The organism is Actinomadura soli (assembly GCF_005889715.1).
Classification (GTDB): Bacteria; Actinomycetota; Actinomycetes; order Streptosporangiales; family Streptosporangiaceae; genus Spirillospora; species Spirillospora soli.
Genome location: NZ_VCKW01000024.1, coordinates 1 through 16575, shown reverse-complemented (window position 1 = coordinate 16575; position 16575 = coordinate 1). Strand labels below are relative to the sequence as shown.

The following is a 16575-nucleotide window of genomic DNA, read 5'->3' as shown; positions in this document are numbered from 1 at the left end:
CCCGCGCGGACCTGCCCTGACGTGCCCTGCCCTGACGTGCCCTGGGCCGGCGGCCGGGCGGTCAGCTCAGAAGGTCCTCGAACTCGTCGCAGGTCACCGTCGTCCAGAAGTCGTGCCGCTTGTTGAACAGCCCGGCGAGCACGACCCGTTCCACCCCCGGCACGGTCTGCGCCGTGCACGCGAGCTGCCCGAGGGCGGCCCGTGACCAGAGACCGAAGCTCCCGTCTCCGCGGGCCGGCTCCTCGATCATGTCGACGGCGAGCTCGCCCGGCATGCCGTCCTGCCTGACCTGCATCTCCCACTCGTTCGGCACCTCGGTGCGCAGACCGCCGCGCCGCTCCTCGTAGGTGACCGGGACGCCGAGCTGGGTGAGGCCCAGATACGGGTGCCCCGGGAGGCCGGGGCGCACGACCGGCACCAGCCGGTGGCCCCGCAGGAGATAGACCGTGATGCCGGCCGCCTTGCCCGCCGCGACCGGCCTGCCGCCCGCGCTGATGATCCCGGTCGGCTGGATGCCGAGCCCCGGCATCACCGGCGCGGCGAGCGCCGCCAGCGCGACGGTGGCCGCGAACAGCATCCGCACCGGGCCGACCGCGCTCGGCCTCCCCCTCATGGGGCCTCCTCACCTTCCGGGAACGGGCGGCCGGGCAGCCAGAGCGTGAACACCGCTCCGCCGTCCGCGCCGTTGGCGGCCGTGAGCGTCCCTCCGTGCAGCATGGCGTTCTCCTTCGCGATGGACAGCCCGAGGCCGCTGCCGTCGCTGCGCGAGCGTGCCGCGTCGGACTTGACGAACCGGTCGAACACCACGTCGACCAGGTCGGCGGGCAGTCCCGGGCCGTGGTCGGTGACGACGACGGTCACGCCCGCGACGCCGTGCCGGTCCGCCGCCTCGAACCGCACCGCGACCGGAGGGCCCCCGTGCCGCAGCGCGTTCCCGACCAGGTTGGCGATGACGACGTCGAACCGCCTCGGGTCCAGCCGCGCGAACAGGTCCGGCGGGCCGTGCACGGCCACGTCGTCCCGCCAGCCGCGCGCCTCCAGGGTCCCGGCGACCGCGTCCGCCACGCGCACCTCGTCCAGGACGAGCGCGGCGGCGCCGGCGTCGAAGCGGCTGATCTCGATCAGGTGCTCGACGAGCCGCCCGAGCCGCCGGGTCTCGCCCGCGACGAGCCGCGCCGCGGCGCCGTTCTCGTCGGCGGCCTGCTCCGCCAGCACATCGGTCACGGCGATCATCGAGGTCAGCGGGGTGCGCAGCTCGTGGGACACGTCGGCGACGAACCGGCGGGACGCGGCCTCCATCGCGCGCAGGTCCGTCACCGTCCGCTCCAGCGCCTCGGCGGTGCGGTTGAAGGTGCGGGCCAGGTCGGCCAGTTCGTCGCCGCCGCGCACGGTCACCCGGGTCTCCAGGTCGCCCTCCCCGAGCGCCCTGGCCGCGGCGGCGAGGCCGCGCACCGGACGCAGCACGCCGCGGGTCGCCAGCAGCGCGAACCCGACCGCCGACACCAGCGCCAGCGCGTCCGCGATCAGCAGCGCGCGGGTGAACAGGCGCAGGTCGGCGGCCTCCCGGCTGAGGCTCGCGGAGACGAACACCATCGGCGGCGTCGTCCGCCACGGCTCCTCCAACGTGGTCTGGTAGCGGCTGGCGCGCGCGCCGACGAGCAGATAGGGCGTGCCGTTCCGGATGACGCGCTGGAAGACGACGCCACGGAGCGCACGCCGGGCGAACTCCCGGGTGACGGGGACGTCGAGGGAGCCCGGGGGCGGCAGGTTGACCCTGCCGTCCAGCGCCACCGGCACCGCGGCCGCCTTGCGTCCGGGGGCGTCGCCGAGGACCTCCTCCAGCTGGGCGCGGATGAGGGCCGCCGTGTCCGGCGGCAGGCGGGGCGGGATCTGCCGGGTGAGGGTGTCGCGCACCTCGCTCAGCACCGCGTCCTGCGCGCGCTGCAGCATCACGCGCCTGAGCAGGACGTAGGAGATGCCGGACGCCAGCAGCGCGGCCAGCAGCGCGACCGCGGTGAACGCCGCCGCGAGCCGGAGCCGCAGGCCGGTGAACCGGCGGCCGGCGTCCCCGGTCACGGCGCGTTGAACCGGTAGCCGAAGCCCCGGACGGTCTCGATCAGCCGCGGCTCGGCGGGCTCGTCCTCGATCTTGGCGCGGACGCGCTGGACGCAGGCGTCCACGAGCCGCGAGTCACCGGGATAGGTGTGCTCCCAGACCTCGGACAGCAGGTGCTGCCGGGTGAGCGCCTGGCCCGGCCGCCGCGCCAGCTCCAGCAGCAGGCGCAGCTCGGTCGGGGTGAGGCGCAGGTCGGCCCCCGCCTTGGTGACCTTCAGCGAGGCCCGGTCGATGACGAGGTCGCCGTACACGGACCGGTCGACGCGGGTGTGGTCGGCGCGGCGCAGGACGGCGCGGATGCGGGCGTCCAGGACGCGGGGCTCGACGGGCTTGACCACGTAGTCGTCGGCGCCCGCCTCCAGGCCGAGGACGACGTCGAGGTCGTCGCCGCGCGCGGTCAGCAGGATGACCGGCAGCGGGTCCTCGCGGCGGATCCGGCGGCAGACCTCGATGCCGTCGATGCCGGGCAGCATGACGTCCAGGATCGCGATCTCGGGGCGCCGGGCGCGCAGCGCGTCCAGCCCGTCCTCGCCGGTGGCCCGGGACGTCACCCCGTGCCCCTGGCGGGTGAGCGCCAGCTCCAGGGCGGCCCGGGCGGCGGGATCGTCCTCGACGAAGAGAATGCTCGCCACCCCACCAGTATCGGGCACGAATGATTAGCCATCCGCCTTTGTCACGAGATCTGGACATCGCGCGCACAAGATCATGACAGTCGGCCCGGAGCGTGGGCGTCATGACGCTCACGACCGCGCCGCCCCGCCGTGACGACCCGCCGGCCCCGCCCGGCCCGCGGCTCGCCCGCCGTCCCGCCGTCCTGCCGTGGCTGCTCGCGGCGGGCACGGCGGCGCAGGTGGCCGTGCGCCTGTGGTTCGCGCGGGCGCGGACGGCCCCGGCGGCGAACCCGGACGAGACCGGCTACCTGACGGCGGCCCGGTGGCTGGCCGGGTCGGCGGGCGGTGAGCTGTCCGGGAACACCTTCTACCAGGGCGGATATCCGCTGCTGCTCGCCCCGGCGTACTGGCTCTCGCACGACCCGGCGACCGTCTACACGATCGTCATGGTGATCAACGCGCTGCTCGGCGCGGCGCTGTTCCCGCTCGGGTACGCGGCGGCGCGGCGGCTGGGGCTCGCCCGGTCGCTCGCGCTGCCCGTGGCGTTCGCGGCGGCGCTGCTGCCCGCCACGACGTTCTTCGGCGCGTTCGCGCTCGCGGACGCCGTCCTGCCCGCGCTGGCGCTGGCCTGGCTGCTGTCGCTCGACCGGTTCGTCCGCAAAGGCCGGGCCCTCGACGCGGCCGCGGCGAGCGCGGTCGCGTCCTACGCGGCGATGGTCCACACGCGCGGGATGGTGTTCCTGGTCGTCCACGTCCTCGTTCTCGTCGGCGTGGCGGTCACGCACCGCCTGAGGGACCGGGCCGCGGTCGCCGGGGGCGCGGTCGCGCTCGCCGGATACGCGGCGGGGGCCTCGCTGAACACGCGCGTCAAGGGCGAGCTGTATCCGGGCGGGACGCGGGATCTCGCCGCGTCGCTGGAGCTGAGGATCACCACGGTCCCGGGACAGGAATGGGCACTGTCGGGCGCCGCCGGGCAGATCTGGTACCTGGTCGTGTCCACGTGGGGCCTGGCCGGGGTGGGGCTGGCCGCCGTCGCGGTGGTCCTGGTCCGCCGCCGGACACCGGGCCCGGACCGGATCATGGCGGCGGCGCTGCTCGCCGCGACCTTCGCGGTGGCCTACGCCTCCTCGGCCGCGCTGCCGGACGAGCACCGGGTCGGGAACTTCGCGTACGGCCGCTACCTGTCATGCCTGGCGCTCGTCTACACGCTGATCGGCGTGACGGCGCTGATGCGCTCCGGGCCGCGGGCGGCGATCCGGCTGGCCGCGGCGTCCCTGCTCGTGCTGGGGGGCGCCGCCCTCTGGGTGGCCGCCTACGCGGGCGGACGGCTCCGCACCCACACCTTCATCGCGTTCGACTTCCCCGAGACCACGTTCCTGACCGGCGACCGGAGCGCGCTGCATCTGCCGGCCGTGACCCTCATCGTGAGCGCCCTGCTGTGCGGGTTCCTGGCCCTGTCACGGCTGGGCGGACGCCGTGGCGCGCTCGTGACGGCCGTCGCCCTGGCCGGGATCAACCTCGCGGCGCTGACGTTCGCGATGGGGCCGTCCCCGCGGCGGGTCCCCCCGCCGGCGCCGTTTCCGGGACCGGCGGCGGGCGGGGTCGTCGCGGACGTCTCACTGCACTGGGCCGTCAGGATCAGCCTCATGCATCCCGTGTGGTGGACGCGCGTCGGCCGCGTCGACCTCCGGGACGGCCGCCGTCCGGCGCCCGGCGTGTGCACCGTCGTCGTGCCCCAGCCGGACGAGACGGACCCGGAGGCGTCCTGGCCCGCCCACCCGGCGGGATGGCGGCCGCACGCGGGACGGACCTGGTCGATCCGCTGGGTCAGCTGGCATGCCCCGTCCTGCGACGCCGCTCCTCGATAGCGCGGCACCTCGACAGCGCGGCACCGCGGCGGTTCAGTAGCGGGTCACCAGGGCGATGCGGTCGTGGTCGACGAGGAAGCCGTCCGAGACGAAGGTGACCTCGCCGCCGTACTCCAGCGTCGTCTCGATCGCGTCGTCCACGGCGTCGTCGACGACGTCCGCGCCCTTGAGGACGCCGGGCATGCCGTCCACCGGGACGAGTTCGCCCTCGGTCTTCACCGCGGGCGCGTAGTAGCCGCGTTCGACGACGAGGTGCTCGCCGCGCCCCTCCTCGACCAGCCGCGTCACCTCGCACAGGCCGCCCGCGTAGCGCTGGATGCTGCGCGCCGCCTCCAGTTCCGACAGGACACCGACCTCGCGGAGGTCCTCGTAGGCGGCGAGCGCGGGCCTGGCCGCCTCGGCGAGCGCGCTGGGCGCGGCGCCCTCGAAGCTGCCGTCGACGCGTCCCGCCACGGTGATGTGCGGGCCCGCCACCTCGTCGAAGAACGCCTGGTGGCGGGTGACGCCCGCGACGATCAGCGGGCGGCGGTCGCGGGCCAGGACCCGGTCGAGCGCGCCGACGACGTCCCGCATGATCTGCCTGTGGCGCTCCGTGTCGCCGCCCTGCGCCCCGCGGCGCGAGTGGCGTCCCGAGCCCGCCTCGTCGAGCGGCTCCGGCTCGACGGGGAAGCCGCCGCCGGTGCGTTCGGTGAGATCCTCGCCGTGGCCGTCCCAGAGGCGCGTCCGGTGGTCGGACAGCGACAGGAGCCAGTAGCGCGGGGTGCGCGTGAAGTCGGCGACGAGGTCGCGGGTGGCGAAGCCGCTGTCCACGACGACGCGCTCGTCCACGTTCTGCGCGATCATGAACGCGTGGTGCTCGCCGCCGGGCGCCGCGAACAGCACCAGCCCGTCGGAGGCGTGCCGCAGGTCGACCTCCCCGGCGGCGCGTTCCAGGCCGCGGAGCACGTGGTCGGCGGCGTCGGGCGCCACCCGCGCGTCGCCGTGCAGCCGCCGCCGCACCTCGGCCAGCAGGTTGCGCAGCCGGATGGGGTCCTGCCGGTTGGCCGGGACGGACCGATGCGTCGGCATCAGCACCGACACCGCCGGATAGGCCCTCGGCTTGCGGAGTTCGGCCAGAGTGACGGCGTCCATGATCCCCCGATCTGTCAGACTTTGTCCCTTGTGCTCATTTCTAGCTACCGCCAGGTAAATCAGGTGTAAGCGGCGTGCCGAAAGTCAGCCCGGCGTGATGAAGGACGTCTCGTAGGCGAGGATCACCGCCTGCGTGCGGTCGCGGGCCTGCAGCTTGGCGAGGATGTTCCCGACGTGCGTCTTCACCGTCTGCGGGCTCACGAACAGGTCCTCGGCGATCTCCGCGTTGGAGCGCCCCTTGGCCATGAGCCGCAGGACGTCGCCCTCCCGCTCGGTGAGCTGCCCGTGCCAGCGCGCCCCGCCCGCCCCGGCGGACGGCGCGTGCCGGGCGGCCAGCTCCCGGATCGCGGCCGGGAACAACAGGCTGTCGCCGTGCGCCACCATCCGGACGGCCTGCAGGATCTCCTCCGGACGCGTCCGCTTGAGCAGGAAGCCGTTCGCGCCCGCCTTCAGCGCGTCGTACACGTACTCGTCGTTCTCGAACGTCGTGACGACGATGATGCGCGGCGGCCTCGACTCCGGTCCCGGGGAGTCTGGGGAGTCGTCCGCCCTCGATGAGTACGGCGTCGACTCCAGGATGAGGCGGGTCGCCTGGATGCCGTCGAGCCGGGGCATCCGCACGTCCATGAGGATCACGTCCGGTCGCAGCCGCTTCACCGCGTCCGGCACCTCCGCGCCGTCCGCGGCCTCCCCCACCACGGTCAGGTCGTCCTCGGCCTCGATGATGGCCGCGAGACCCGCCCTGATCAGCCGCTCGTCGTCGACCAGCAGAACCTTGATCATGTCCCCGTCCCCCGTCATGTCCCGGACCTTAGCGGGAGCGACACGTGGAAGCGCCAGCGGTCTCCGTCCGGTCCGGCGGTCATCTCGCCGCGCAGGACCGTGACGCGCTCGCGGACGCCGCCGAGGCCGCGCCCGCCGCCGTGGTCGGCGCCGGCGCCGGACGCCAGGTCGAGCGGGTTGGTCATCTCCATCTCCAGCCGTTCGCGCTCCACCCCGAGCCGCAGCCGCACCGGGACCTTCCCGGCGTGCCGCAGCGCGTTCGTGAGCCCCTCCTGGACGATCCGGTACGCCTCCCGCGACACCGCCGCCGGGACGTGCTCCACCTCGTCGCCGATCTCCGCGTCGAGCTCCACCCCGGCGATCCTCGTCTGCTCCAGCAGCCGCCCGAGGTCCTTCAGAGTGGCCTGCGGGGCGGCCGCGGCCCTTGACGCGTCCTCACGCAGCAGCCCGAGCACATGGTCGAGGTCCTCCAGCGCGGCGCGGGCGGAGTCCTCGATCGCGCCGAGCGCCTCCCGGGCGAACGCCGGGTCGGCGTCCAGCACCCGTCCGGCCGCGGCGGCCTGCAGGGTCACCACGCTGAGCGCGTGGCCGACCGAGTCGTGCAGCTCCCTGGCCAGCCGGTTCCGCTCGGCGAGCTTGACGGCCTTGGCCTCCATATCGGCGAGCTTCTCCGCGGCGGACGGCCCGAGGAACCACGGCGCCAGCCGCGACAGCAGCTCCCCCACGCCGACGATCAGCGCGAGCAGCGCGGCCAGCGACGCGAGCCCGACCGGCGGCGCGGGCCACTGGTGCCAGGTGTCCTGCCAGCCCCAGGAGTCGAGGAACCGGGTGTCCCAGGTCACCAGCGGCGCGAGGATCATCACGACCGCGAACGGCGGCACCGCCAGGCTCAGCCCGCTGACGACCACTCCGGCGCCCAGGTGGAGGCCGAACCACGCCCCTGCCCGGGCCCTGCTCTCCCACGATCGCGCCGACCCGGGCACGATCGACGCGGCCGGGCCCTTGAGCAGCTCCTTCGCGAGCGCCCCCTCCAGCAGCCGCACCGTCGGCACGAGCCCCGTGACGAACGTCGCCGCCGCCGGCATGAACAGCAGCATCAGCACGACCTTGACGACGCCGTCGCTGAGCGGCAGCAGCGGGATGAGGCTGATCGCGAGGAACCAGTACGGCATCAGCAGCGCGCCGCCCACGACGAGATGGGACCAGCGCAGCCAGGTCGTCCGCTCGATCAGCGGCCGGAGGACGCGCATCACGCCATCGATCCTGGCAGATCAGCGCCCCTGTCCACTCCCCCGCGAGAGGGAATGGGGCTCGCTCCGCCGGGGGTTACTCGGACTTGTCACGTTCGGCGAGTTTGGCCAGGCGGGCGTTGTAGGTCGCGAGCTCGTCGTCCTCGGAGCGTCCGCCGGGGGCCGCGGCGCGGTCGGCCTTGCGGTCCATGCGCCGCGCCTGGCGCTGGTCGTCCAGGTACCACTGGAACGCCAGGACGATCAGGACGAGGAACGTCGGGACCTCGCCGAACCCCCACGCGATCGCGCCGCCGGTGTGCTGGTCCTTCAGGATCGTCGTGCCCCACGGCGGGTCGACGGACGCGTACCAGCCGCGCGCCAGCGCCTGGCTCAGGTTCATCAGCGCGATGCCGAAGAACGCGTGGAACGGCATCGTGACGAACAGCAGCAGGAGCCGTCCCGGGTAGGGCAGCTTCTTCGGCGCCGGGTCGACGCCGAGGAGCACCCAGAAGAACAGGCTCCCGGCGAACAGGAAGTGCAGCGACATCGCCATGTGCCCGAGGTGGTTGCGCATCGCCGCCTCGAACAGCGTCGTGAAGTACAGCGCGAACGTGCTCACCACGAAGATGAACGTCGCCACCGCCGGATGCGCGATGACCGCGACGTACCGGCTGTGCAGCATCGCGGTCAGCCACTCGCGCGGGCCCCGGTCGCCGCGGACGCGCGCGGGCTTGAGGGCGCGCAGCGCGAGCGTCACCGGCGCGCCGAGGACCAGGAAGATCGGCGTCAGCATGTTCAGCACCATGTGCTGCGCCATGTGCACGCTGAACAGGATCGGCGCGTACTTCGCGACGCCGGTCTGGGTGACGGCGATCATCGTCACCAGCCCGATGAGCCAGGCCGCGCTGCGTCCGGCCGGCCAGGAGTCGCCGCGCCGCCGCAGCCGGACGACCGCGGCGAGGTAGAGGCCGCCGAGAGCCGCGACCAGCACGACGAACAGCAGGTCGAGCTGCCACAGGGTCGCGAGCCGCGCCGGGGTGATCTGCGGCGGCATCTCGTAGCCGAGCAGCGCCTTGACCGCGGACTCCGGCTCGGTGGGCGCGGGCGGCGCGGTGCGGGCCAGCGCGACGGCGAGGCCCACCGCGGCGCCCATCACGGCGGCCTCGACGGACGCGAGCCGCGCGAACGACCACGGCTTGCCCGCCTCCAGGGCCGGGAGGGTGCGGCTCCGGTGCCACCAGCCGAACCAGCCCAGCGCGCAGAACGCGGCGATCTTGCCGAGGGCGAGCCGTCCGTAGTTCGTCTCGACCATCTCGACCGGGTCGGGCAGCCGGGCGATCACGTTCACCAGGCCGCTGGCACCGACGATGACGTAGCACCACAGGGCCATGCGGCTGAACCGGTCGGCCATGACGGGCAGCCGGTCGCGGCGGAGCAGCGCGTGGACGCCGACGACGGCGAGGCCGCCGACCCACGGCGCGACGGCGGCGACGTGCAGCGCGACGCCGGTCGTCGCGACGGTGTGGTTGGCGGCGGACGCCGAATGCCCCGTCAGCGGCGCGGGCAGCAGCGCGATCCCCGCCAGCGCGAGCAGCCCGAACGCGGCGGCGGGCGTCGTGGTGGTGCGGGCGAGCAACGCCACGACGACGGCCAGCAGCACCACGATCATCAGCGCGGTGCCCTGCGGCAGGGAGCCGACGTAGCTGCTCAGCTCGCTGCCGGTGACGACCTGCCCGACCGGCTGGCCGAGGACGTCGGCGACCGTGAACACGAGTGTGGCCGCGGCGGCGGCGGCCCAGGCGGCGGCGAGCCAGGACGCGGCGTGCAGGTAGCCGACCGCGTCCCTGGACAGCCGTCCGGGCCCGCGCCCGCCTTCCGCGGAGCGCCCGCCGCCGGCGGGGCCGCCGCTCTCGATGGGCAGGAGCGCGGCGGCGGCGATCAGCGCGCCGACGGTCAGCGCGGACAGCAGGTCCATCGCCGCGCGGGACGCGGGCAGCCCCCACCGGGTGAGGACGCCGGCGTCACCGAGGCCGGGGATGACCTTCTCGGTGACGGATCCGCCGAGGACGAGCCCGCCCACCAGGACGGCGCCGCACGCCGCCGCCGCGATCACGGCGGCACGCACGACGCCCAAGGCGGCCCTGTTCACGTCCGGCTTGACGTCCGGTGATCCTTGGGTGCTCATGGGAGGCCGGGTTCTGTGCGGGGTCGACGGGGCGTCTCTACCCTACTGAGCCCCCGCCACCGGCCTGTCCCGGGTCGCCGGGCGTCCCGGCCGCGCCTCCGGCCACACCCCGGCTACACGCCGACGCAGGTCAGGGCGCGGCGGTAGGCGGCCATGCGGGGCTCCTCCGCGGTCCCCGTCTCGGCGAGGACCTCGGCGAGGTCGAACCACGCCTGCGCGGCCTCCCGGGAGGACTCCATCTCCTCCAGGCAGGTGGCGGCGCGGGTCAGCACCTCCACGGCGCGGTCGCGGCGGCCGAGCCGCACCGACGCCTCGCCGAGCACCGTCAGCGCCCCGGCGGTGGCGCGGCGCGGCGCGTCCCCGAGCAGGTCCAGGGCCTCCTCGGCGAGCCGCACCGCCTCGGCGGGACGGCCGAGCGCCGTCTCCGCGCGGGCCAGCTCGGTCAGGCACCAGGCGACGTCGATCTCCCCGGACGAGCTGGCGTTGATCTCGCCGCGGACGCGGGCGAGCAGCTCGTGGGCGCGGGCGGCCTGGTCGGGCCGGGCGCGCAGCAGCAGCCCGGCGTAGATGACGCGGAGCCGGTTGAGGTTGCGCGGGTCCTCGCCGTCGCCGGCCAGGATCAGCGCCCGCTCGGCGAGGGTGACGCCGTCCTCGTACTCGCCGCGGATCTCGGCGACGTAGGCGGCCTCCCAGTAGGCGACCATCCGGGCGCGGGGGCTGCCGATCCGCTCGGCCCGCTCGACGAGCTGGGTGGCGAGCTGCCGGGCGCGGACGAGGTCGCCGCGCTCGATGAACGCGGCGAGCAGCGCGGCCCCGAGGTGGACGGCGGCGTCGGTGGAGTCGGCGCCGGTCGCGATGAGGTGCCGCAACGCGTTCTCGGCGGCCTGGACGCCGGCGCTGGTGTCGCCGCGCTCGCGCAGGCAGCGGCTCAGCGCGACGTGGACCTTGGCCCAGTGGTCGAGGTCGACCTCGGCGGACGCCTCCCCGGTCAGCTCCGTCAGCTGGGCGATCGCCTCCTCCAGCTCGCCCGCGGCCTCCAGCGCCAGCGCGTGGCCCCAGCGGGCCTGGTGCAGCATCTCGGGCAGCGCGACGGCGTCGGCGCTGGCGAGGACCTCGGCGAACCGGGCCCGCGCCTCGGCCGCCGCGCCGTTGCTCAGCGCGATCTCGGCGTAGTCGAGCGTGACGCGCAGCTCGTCGACGACGTCCTCGCTGACGCCGCTGACGAGGTAGGTCGCCGAGCAGTTCAGCTTCGCCGCGAGCAGCTCCACCACGCTCGGCGCGGGCACCCGCTTGTCGCTCTCGATCAGCGAGATGTAGCTGTCGGACAGCTCGGGGAAGGCGAGCTGCGCCTGGCTCACGCCCTGCCTGATCCGCAGGGCGCGGATGCGCTGCCCCAGTGTCTCCCGATCCATCGTGTGACCACCGCCTACGGAATGCCCGCCGGCCGCGCTCGCGCGGCCGGCGGGGATGAAGTCGACTCGCCCCTCAAGTGTGCCCAGATCACGGCCGGTCGGGGCTGCGATTCCGCTGATTCGGTACCGGAGCGTGTTCCGCACCCGCGCAGGCTATACCGGCTACCCTGTGCACGCCATTTCGAGATCACGCTGTGGAAAGCGGAGCGCACGCATGCCCGGTACCAACGCCGCCACGACCGACGAATCACCGCCGGGGCGCGGGGGTGGACCGCTGGAACGGCTCTTCGATCTCTCCGGGCGCCGGACGACGGTGGCGCGCGAGCTGCGCGGCGGCGTCACCACGTTCTTCGCGATGGCGTACATCATCCTGCTGAACCCGATCATCCTCGGCGGCGCGAAGGACGTCACCGGGGCGACGCTGTCGATCCCGCAGCTCGCCACGATGACGGCGCTGTCCGCGGCGATCGCCACGGTGATCATGGGCCTGGTCGGGAACGCGCCGCTCGCGCTCGCCGCCGGGCTCGGCATCAACGCGGTCGTGGCGTTCCAGGCGGCGCCGGTGATGACGTGGCCGCAGGCGATGGGCCTCGTGGTGATCGAGGGCGCGGTCATCGTGGTGCTGGCGCTCACCGGGATCCGCGAGCGGATCATGAACTCGATCCCGCTGGCGCTCAAGCACGCGATCGCGGTCGGCATCGGCGCTTTCATCGCGCTGGTCGGGTTCTACGACGCGGGGTTCGTCTCGTCCAGCGACGTGAGCCCGCCGCTGGCGCTCGGCACCGGCGGCCATCTGTCAACGTGGCCGGCGCTGGTGTTCGCGCTCACCCTGTTGCTGATGATCGTCCTGTACGTGCGGCGGCTGCCGGGCGCGATCCTGATCAGCATCGTCGCCGGGACGGTCGCGGCCGTGGTGATCCAGGAGAACGCGTCCGTCAAGGAGGGCGGCTGGGGCGTGGTGACCCCGAACATGCCCGACAAGCTGTTCGCCACTCCCGACTTCGGGCTGTTCGGGGAGTTCGACCTGTTCGGCGGGTTCGCCGAGGCCGGCGTGATCACCGCGCTGGTCGTGCTGTTCACGCTGGTGCTGTCGGGGTTCTTCGACGCGATGGGCACGATCCTCGGCATCAGCGACGAGGCCGGGCTGGTGGGGCCGAAGGGCGAGGTGCCGCGGCTCGGCCGGATCCTGTCGGTGGACGGCCTGTCCGCCGCGTTCGGCGGCGTGACCAGCTCGTCCGCCAACACCGTGTTCGTCGAGTCGGCGGCCGGCGTCGGGGAGGGCGCCCGGACGGGCCTCGCCAACCTCGCCACCGGCGCGCTGTTCGCGGTGACGCTGTTCCTCACCCCGCTCGCCGCGACCGTCCCGGCGCAGGCCGCGGCGCCCGCGCTGGTCGTCGTCGGCGCGCTGATGATGACGCAGGTCGCCAAGGTCGCCTGGGACGACCTGGACATCGCGATCCCGGCGTTCCTCACCATCGTGCTGATGCCGTTCACCTACTCGATCACGATCGGGATCGGCGGCGGGATGGTGAGCTTCGCGCTGATCAAGGCGGCCAGGGGCCGGTGGCGCGAGGTTTCGGTCTGGCTGTGGCCGGTGGTGCTGCTGTTCCTGCTGTTCTTCGCGATCGAGCCGATCGAGGAGTGGCTGAACGTGCGGTAGCGGGCGCCGCCGCGTCCTCCAGAGGTCCTTTCTGGGCAACTCTCCGTTCATTTGGAAGTCCCGGACGCGTTTGCGGGTGTCAAATAGTGCCGTCATGGCGTAAGCAGAAGGTAGGGCCTTACCCCCCGGCGTGAAAGGCGTGCCTGTGGTGTCCGCGGACTCTCCCCCGCATCTGTCTCCGCCGGGTCATGTCCTGCTGGCGCCCGGCAGGTTCCCGGGGGCCCTGACGGCGGCGCAGGCGGCCCGGCATCTCGCGGCCGGGCTGCGCCGCGCCCGGCCCGGCGTCCCGCTGGTCGAGCTGCCGGTCGCCGATGGCGGGGAGGGCACCGTCGATGCGGCGGTGGCGGCCGGGTGGCGGCGGGTCGAGGTCGAGGTGTCCGGGCCGACGTGCCGTCCCGTCACCGCGCGGCTGGCGCTGAACGGGCACAGCGCCGTGGTGGAGCTCGCCGAGGCGTCCGGGCTGCGGCGGCTGCCGGGCGGGAAGCCGCGCCCGCTCGTCGCGTCCAGCGTCGGGACGGGGCAGCTGCTCGGGCACGCGGTGCGGCTCGGGGCGCGCCGGATCGTCCTCGGGCTCGGCGGCGGCGCCTGCACCGACGGCGGCGCGGGCCTCGTCCAGGGGCTCGGCGGGCGGCTGCTCGACGCGCTCGGCAAGGACCTGCCGCCCGGCGGCGCCGCGCTGCGCTCCCTGCACGCGCTCGACCTGCGCGGCCTGCCCGACATGTCGGGCATCGAGGTGGTGGTGGCGGGCGACTCGGCGGGGCCGCTGCTCGGCCGCGCCGGCGCCGCCGCCGTGGACGGGCCGCGGCGCGGCGCGACCCGCGACGAGGTCCGGCTGCTGGACGCCGGGCTGCGCCGCTGGGCCGACCTGGCGGAGGCGGCGTCCCGGAAGGCGGCCCGCGACCTGCCCGGCGCCGGGACGGCGGGCGGCGTCGCGTTCGCCGCGTTCACCTTCCTCGGCGCGACGATCGAGCCGGGCGCGTCCCTCATGCTCGACCTGCTCGGCTTCGCCGCGAAGGCGCGCGGCGCGCGGCTGGTCGTCACCGGGGAGGGCTCGCTCGACACCCGCTCGCTGCGCGGCACCGCGCCGATCGGGGTGGCCCGTGCCGCCGCCCGCGCGGGGGCGCCCGTCGTCGCGGTGGCCGGCAAGCGCGGACTCACCGGCGAGCAGCTCCGCAAGGCGCGGATCCAGGCCGCGTACGCGCTGGCCGACATCGAACCGGACCCGGAGCGCCGTGTCCGCCGGGCCGGGCCGCTGCTGGAGCAGCTGACGGTCGCGATCGCCGACGAGTGGCTGCCCCCGGCGGGCCCTTAGGCCGGATCGCCCCAATGGTCCGCTGAAATTCTCGCTCCCGGCGCCGCCCTAAATAGCCGCCACGCCCGGGTTAGCCCTCGCTACAAGATCACTTTCGGCGCGCTGACCCGCACGGGGTCACGATCTGTAGTCTTTTACTGGCGCGAGAGGTGGTCTTCGGCACCCTCTCCCCCTATGCTTGGCAGCCGGGGAGTGAGTAACGGAGAGTTTGAACATGGGCCTTATTCGTGATGAGGACTTTTTGAGCCTCTGGCGCGAGCACGGAAAGGATCTGGCTTGGCGGGGGTACGCTCACCGGCTGAGCGTTCTGGCAGACGAAGAGGTGACCGAAAGCTACGTCCGCGTGTGGGTGCAGCGTAATCGCGAGCGCCTTCAGGAGCAGTACGGGGTCGCGGTCGGAGCCCGGCGTGTCCGCGCCGACCGCGAGTTCGAGGCATGGCCTGACCTGCCGCGCCACGAACGGAACCAGAGCCTCTACCGGCTCCTGGAATACCACGCACGAGTGCGCGCACTTGGCCTCGACAATCTCGCCGTGTCGGTGCGGGAAATGTACGTCACCGCGGTGCGCAACATCCGGGACGACAATCAGATCATCAGATACGACCCCCATCACGGGCTCTACCGCGACACCCGCACACCGGAGGAGGCGGCGGCCGATCCGAACTACGAGCGGATCTCCGAGCCGAAATCCTCGTACGCGGCGCGGCAACAGCAGAAGGTTGTAAGCGACTAGGCGGCCGAGGCACCTCTACCGCATACCTGACAACTTCTTGTAGCCTCTGTTCGGAACTTAACTCCTTGGTGGGGGAGGAACTGCAAGGGGGTAAAGGGGTTTGAGAGGGTCGGCTACGTGAGTGATATCAGGTCATTGGCCAGTACCGAGGTAGTTGCCGACACAAACCTGGTGGCGCCCAATGGAGGTGCGCTCGTCTTCGTCGCGGACCGGACCCTCATTGCCTATGACCGGCCAGGTGAGACTGCAGAGCAGGATGACGCCTGGCTGGACGCCACGCTCGACTTCTTCGGAGTGACGCACCTTCCACCGCCCTCCTACGTCGTGGACGGTGAACTCGCCGGCTGGCGATGCTGGACGGTGCCGATCGGCCGACGAGCCCCGTGAGCGGCGGGGCGACTCCGAACGCGCGGGCCCGTCACCCGCCACAGCTCCACCCTCCACGCCACCACCGCCGTCCGGCATGCCACCGTCGCCCGGCACGGCCCTACCGTCCGGGATGGCCCCACCGTCCGGCGCGGCGCCACCGTCCGGGGACCGGACGGGCCGGGACGCCCCCGTAGACGTCCCGGCTCGGTCACGGCCGCGCGGCGGCGCGCTCAGGTACCGGCGCCCGCGGTGGTGAAGACGGCACTCTCGGCGTGCGGACCGCGGGCTGGTGCAGCAGCCGGATCCGCACCACCCGGTACGGGCTCGGCGCCCCCTCCGGCCACACCCCGTGGACGGTCAGGATGCAGGCTCCACACTGTGAGCACACCCGCAGGGGCGGCAGCGGCGACCGGTCCGACAGCCGGCCGAGCATCACCTCCAGGGTGGGGAGCTGGGAGCACCGCGGCTGCGGCCCCTGGCACCGGTCGGTCTCCTCCACGACGGCCTCCTCCACGATGGCTTCCCCGGTGGCTCCCCCGATGGCGCCCGCGGCTCCCACGGGCGGTGACGCCGTCGCCGGCAAGACGGTGAACCGCCGCCCGGCCTGCGGTGATCTTGGTTTCGCAGCGGCGGAGCGGGCTGCCGCACCCGCACCCGCACGTCCGGCGGCGGACAAGCCGCCATTGCTCCCAAAGCAGCACGATCACGCACATCAGCAGGCCGGCGACCAGCACGGACAGCACCGGCCCGAGCGTGCCGTGCGCTCGCTCGAAGGCCGGAAGCATGAAAGGATCTTCCATGGCTCCTCTCCTCACAGAGGACGGACTAGGACCCCGCCGTGGCAGCGGCGGGGTCCCTAGTGTTACATGGGCTAAAACTTTCGTACATCACGAGTTGATTACGACTGGCGCATGGGACAATCGAGCAGTCATGGACCGATCCAGCGCCAAATGCGCCATCCGGGAAACGCAGAAAGCCCCCGGGTGAACGAGGCCCGACGCGTTCCGATGGGGCGTGATCACCGGACGGTCAGGGCGGTTCACCCGGAGGCGGGAACGGTGCGAACCGGCGCGGCCATTCTCCCGGCCGACTCGCTTAGCCCATGCTGCCAACCCGAGGGCCACGACGGGGGAGCCCGATCGCTCGGACTCCCCCGCTACCCGTGAC

At 73.6% G+C, this 16575-nt stretch carries 14 protein-coding genes; 5 read left to right on the top strand and 9 right to left on the bottom strand.

Annotated elements, in window-relative coordinates; translation table 11 throughout:
• Positions 1-61: 61 nt before the first annotated feature.
• Genes ETD83_RS07035 through ETD83_RS07025 form a run of 3 tightly spaced genes read right to left on the bottom strand, consistent with a single transcriptional unit; the run spans position 62 to position 2747 of the window.
• Positions 62-613 (bottom strand): hypothetical protein, encoded by a 552-nt coding sequence (locus ETD83_RS07035; RefSeq protein WP_138644238.1) that lies wholly within the window; start codon positions 611-613, stop codon positions 62-64.
• Complete coding sequence (locus ETD83_RS07030; RefSeq protein ID WP_205717528.1) at positions 610-2076, bottom strand: sensor histidine kinase; 1467 nt, start codon at positions 2074-2076, stop codon at positions 610-612. The genes ETD83_RS07035 and ETD83_RS07030 overlap by 4 nt, the downstream gene beginning before the upstream one ends.
• Complete coding sequence (locus ETD83_RS07025; protein ID WP_138644236.1) at positions 2073-2747, bottom strand: response regulator transcription factor; 675 nt, start codon at positions 2745-2747, stop codon at positions 2073-2075. Before ETD83_RS07025 ends, ETD83_RS07030 begins: the two co-directional genes overlap by 4 nt.
• 101 nt (positions 2748-2848) lie before the next feature.
• On the opposite strand from ETD83_RS07025, the gene ETD83_RS07020 reads away from it, so the two are divergent.
• On the top strand, positions 2849-4594 hold the full coding sequence (locus ETD83_RS07020) for a hypothetical protein (RefSeq protein WP_138644235.1): 1746 nt from the start codon (positions 2849-2851) through the stop codon (positions 4592-4594).
• 33 nt (positions 4595-4627) lie between these two features.
• On the opposite strand, the gene ETD83_RS07015 is transcribed toward ETD83_RS07020, so the two are convergent.
• The 5 genes from ETD83_RS07015 to ETD83_RS06995 all read right to left on the bottom strand — a co-directional run bounded on the left by ETD83_RS07015 (position 4628) and on the right by ETD83_RS06995 (position 11334).
• Positions 4628-5725, bottom strand: a complete 1098-nt coding sequence (locus tag ETD83_RS07015; RefSeq protein WP_138644234.1) for a baeRF3 domain-containing protein — start codon at positions 5723-5725, stop codon at positions 4628-4630.
• Between the two features lie 84 nt (positions 5726-5809).
• Entirely contained in the window at positions 5810-6508 is a 699-nt protein-coding gene (locus tag ETD83_RS07010) for a response regulator (RefSeq protein WP_138644265.1), read from the bottom strand.
• A gap of 14 nt (positions 6509-6522) precedes the next feature.
• Positions 6523-7758 carry a sensor histidine kinase gene (locus tag ETD83_RS07005; RefSeq protein WP_138644264.1) on the bottom strand — a complete coding sequence of 412 codons (1236 nt, stop codon included), beginning with the start codon at positions 7756-7758 and terminating at the stop codon, positions 6523-6525.
• A gap of 76 nt (positions 7759-7834) precedes the next feature.
• Positions 7835-9922, bottom strand: a complete 2088-nt coding sequence (locus ETD83_RS07000; protein ID WP_138644233.1) for a cytochrome c oxidase assembly protein — start codon at positions 9920-9922, stop codon at positions 7835-7837.
• Positions 9923-10035: 113 nt separating this feature from the next.
• Positions 10036-11334: a helix-turn-helix domain-containing protein gene (locus ETD83_RS06995; protein WP_138644232.1), complete on the bottom strand. Its 1299-nt coding sequence runs from the start codon at positions 11332-11334 to the stop codon at positions 10036-10038.
• 214 nt (positions 11335-11548) lie between these two features.
• On the opposite strand from ETD83_RS06995, the gene ETD83_RS06990 reads away from it, so the two are divergent.
• The 4 genes from ETD83_RS06990 to ETD83_RS06975 all read left to right on the top strand — a co-directional run bounded on the left by ETD83_RS06990 (position 11549) and on the right by ETD83_RS06975 (position 15426).
• Positions 11549-12994 (top strand): NCS2 family permease, encoded by a 1446-nt coding sequence (locus ETD83_RS06990; protein WP_138644231.1) that lies wholly within the window; start codon positions 11549-11551, stop codon positions 12992-12994.
• 148 nt (positions 12995-13142) lie between these two features.
• Positions 13143-14306 carry a glycerate kinase gene (locus ETD83_RS06985; protein WP_230420738.1) on the top strand — a complete coding sequence of 388 codons (1164 nt, stop codon included), beginning with the start codon at positions 13143-13145 and terminating at the stop codon, positions 14304-14306.
• 214 nt (positions 14307-14520) lie between these two features.
• Positions 14521-15039 carry an aldehyde dehydrogenase family protein gene (locus ETD83_RS06980; RefSeq protein WP_138644230.1) on the top strand — a complete coding sequence of 173 codons (519 nt, stop codon included), beginning with the start codon at positions 14521-14523 and terminating at the stop codon, positions 15037-15039.
• 117 nt (positions 15040-15156) lie between these two features.
• The gene (locus ETD83_RS06975; protein WP_138644229.1) at positions 15157-15426 is read left to right on the top strand and encodes a hypothetical protein; all 270 of its coding nucleotides are present in this window, start codon (positions 15157-15159) and stop codon (positions 15424-15426) included.
• A gap of 190 nt (positions 15427-15616) precedes the next feature.
• Here the strand turns inward: ETD83_RS06975 and ETD83_RS06970 are convergent, their stop codons facing one another.
• Entirely contained in the window at positions 15617-15922 is a 306-nt protein-coding gene (locus ETD83_RS06970; protein ID WP_138644228.1) for a hypothetical protein, read from the bottom strand.
• Between the last annotated feature and the right edge of the window lie 653 nt (positions 15923-16575).

Bases quoted from the DNA above. Each gene is read 5' to 3' on its own strand.
- ETD83_RS06995 (WP_138644232.1), bottom strand. From the start codon at position 11,334: ATGGATCGGGAGACACTGGGGCAGCGCATCCGCGCCCTGCGGATCAGG.
- ETD83_RS07020 (WP_138644235.1), top strand. From the start codon at position 2,849: ATGACGCTCACGACCGCGCCGCCCCGCCGTGACGACCCGCCGGCCCCG.
- ETD83_RS06980 (WP_138644230.1), top strand. From the start codon at position 14,521: ATGGGCCTTATTCGTGATGAGGACTTTTTGAGCCTCTGGCGCGAGCAC.
- ETD83_RS07035 (WP_138644238.1), bottom strand. From the start codon at position 613: ATGAGGGGGAGGCCGAGCGCGGTCGGCCCGGTGCGGATGCTGTTCGCG.
- ETD83_RS07000 (WP_138644233.1), bottom strand. From the start codon at position 9,922: ATGAGCACCCAAGGATCACCGGACGTCAAGCCGGACGTGAACAGGGCC.
- ETD83_RS07005 (WP_138644264.1), bottom strand. From the start codon at position 7,758: ATGCGCGTCCTCCGGCCGCTGATCGAGCGGACGACCTGGCTGCGCTGG.
- ETD83_RS07015 (WP_138644234.1), bottom strand. From the start codon at position 5,725: ATGGACGCCGTCACTCTGGCCGAACTCCGCAAGCCGAGGGCCTATCCG.
- ETD83_RS06990 (WP_138644231.1), top strand. From the start codon at position 11,549: ATGCCCGGTACCAACGCCGCCACGACCGACGAATCACCGCCGGGGCGC.
- ETD83_RS07010 (WP_138644265.1), bottom strand. From the start codon at position 6,508: ATGATCAAGGTTCTGCTGGTCGACGACGAGCGGCTGATCAGGGCGGGT.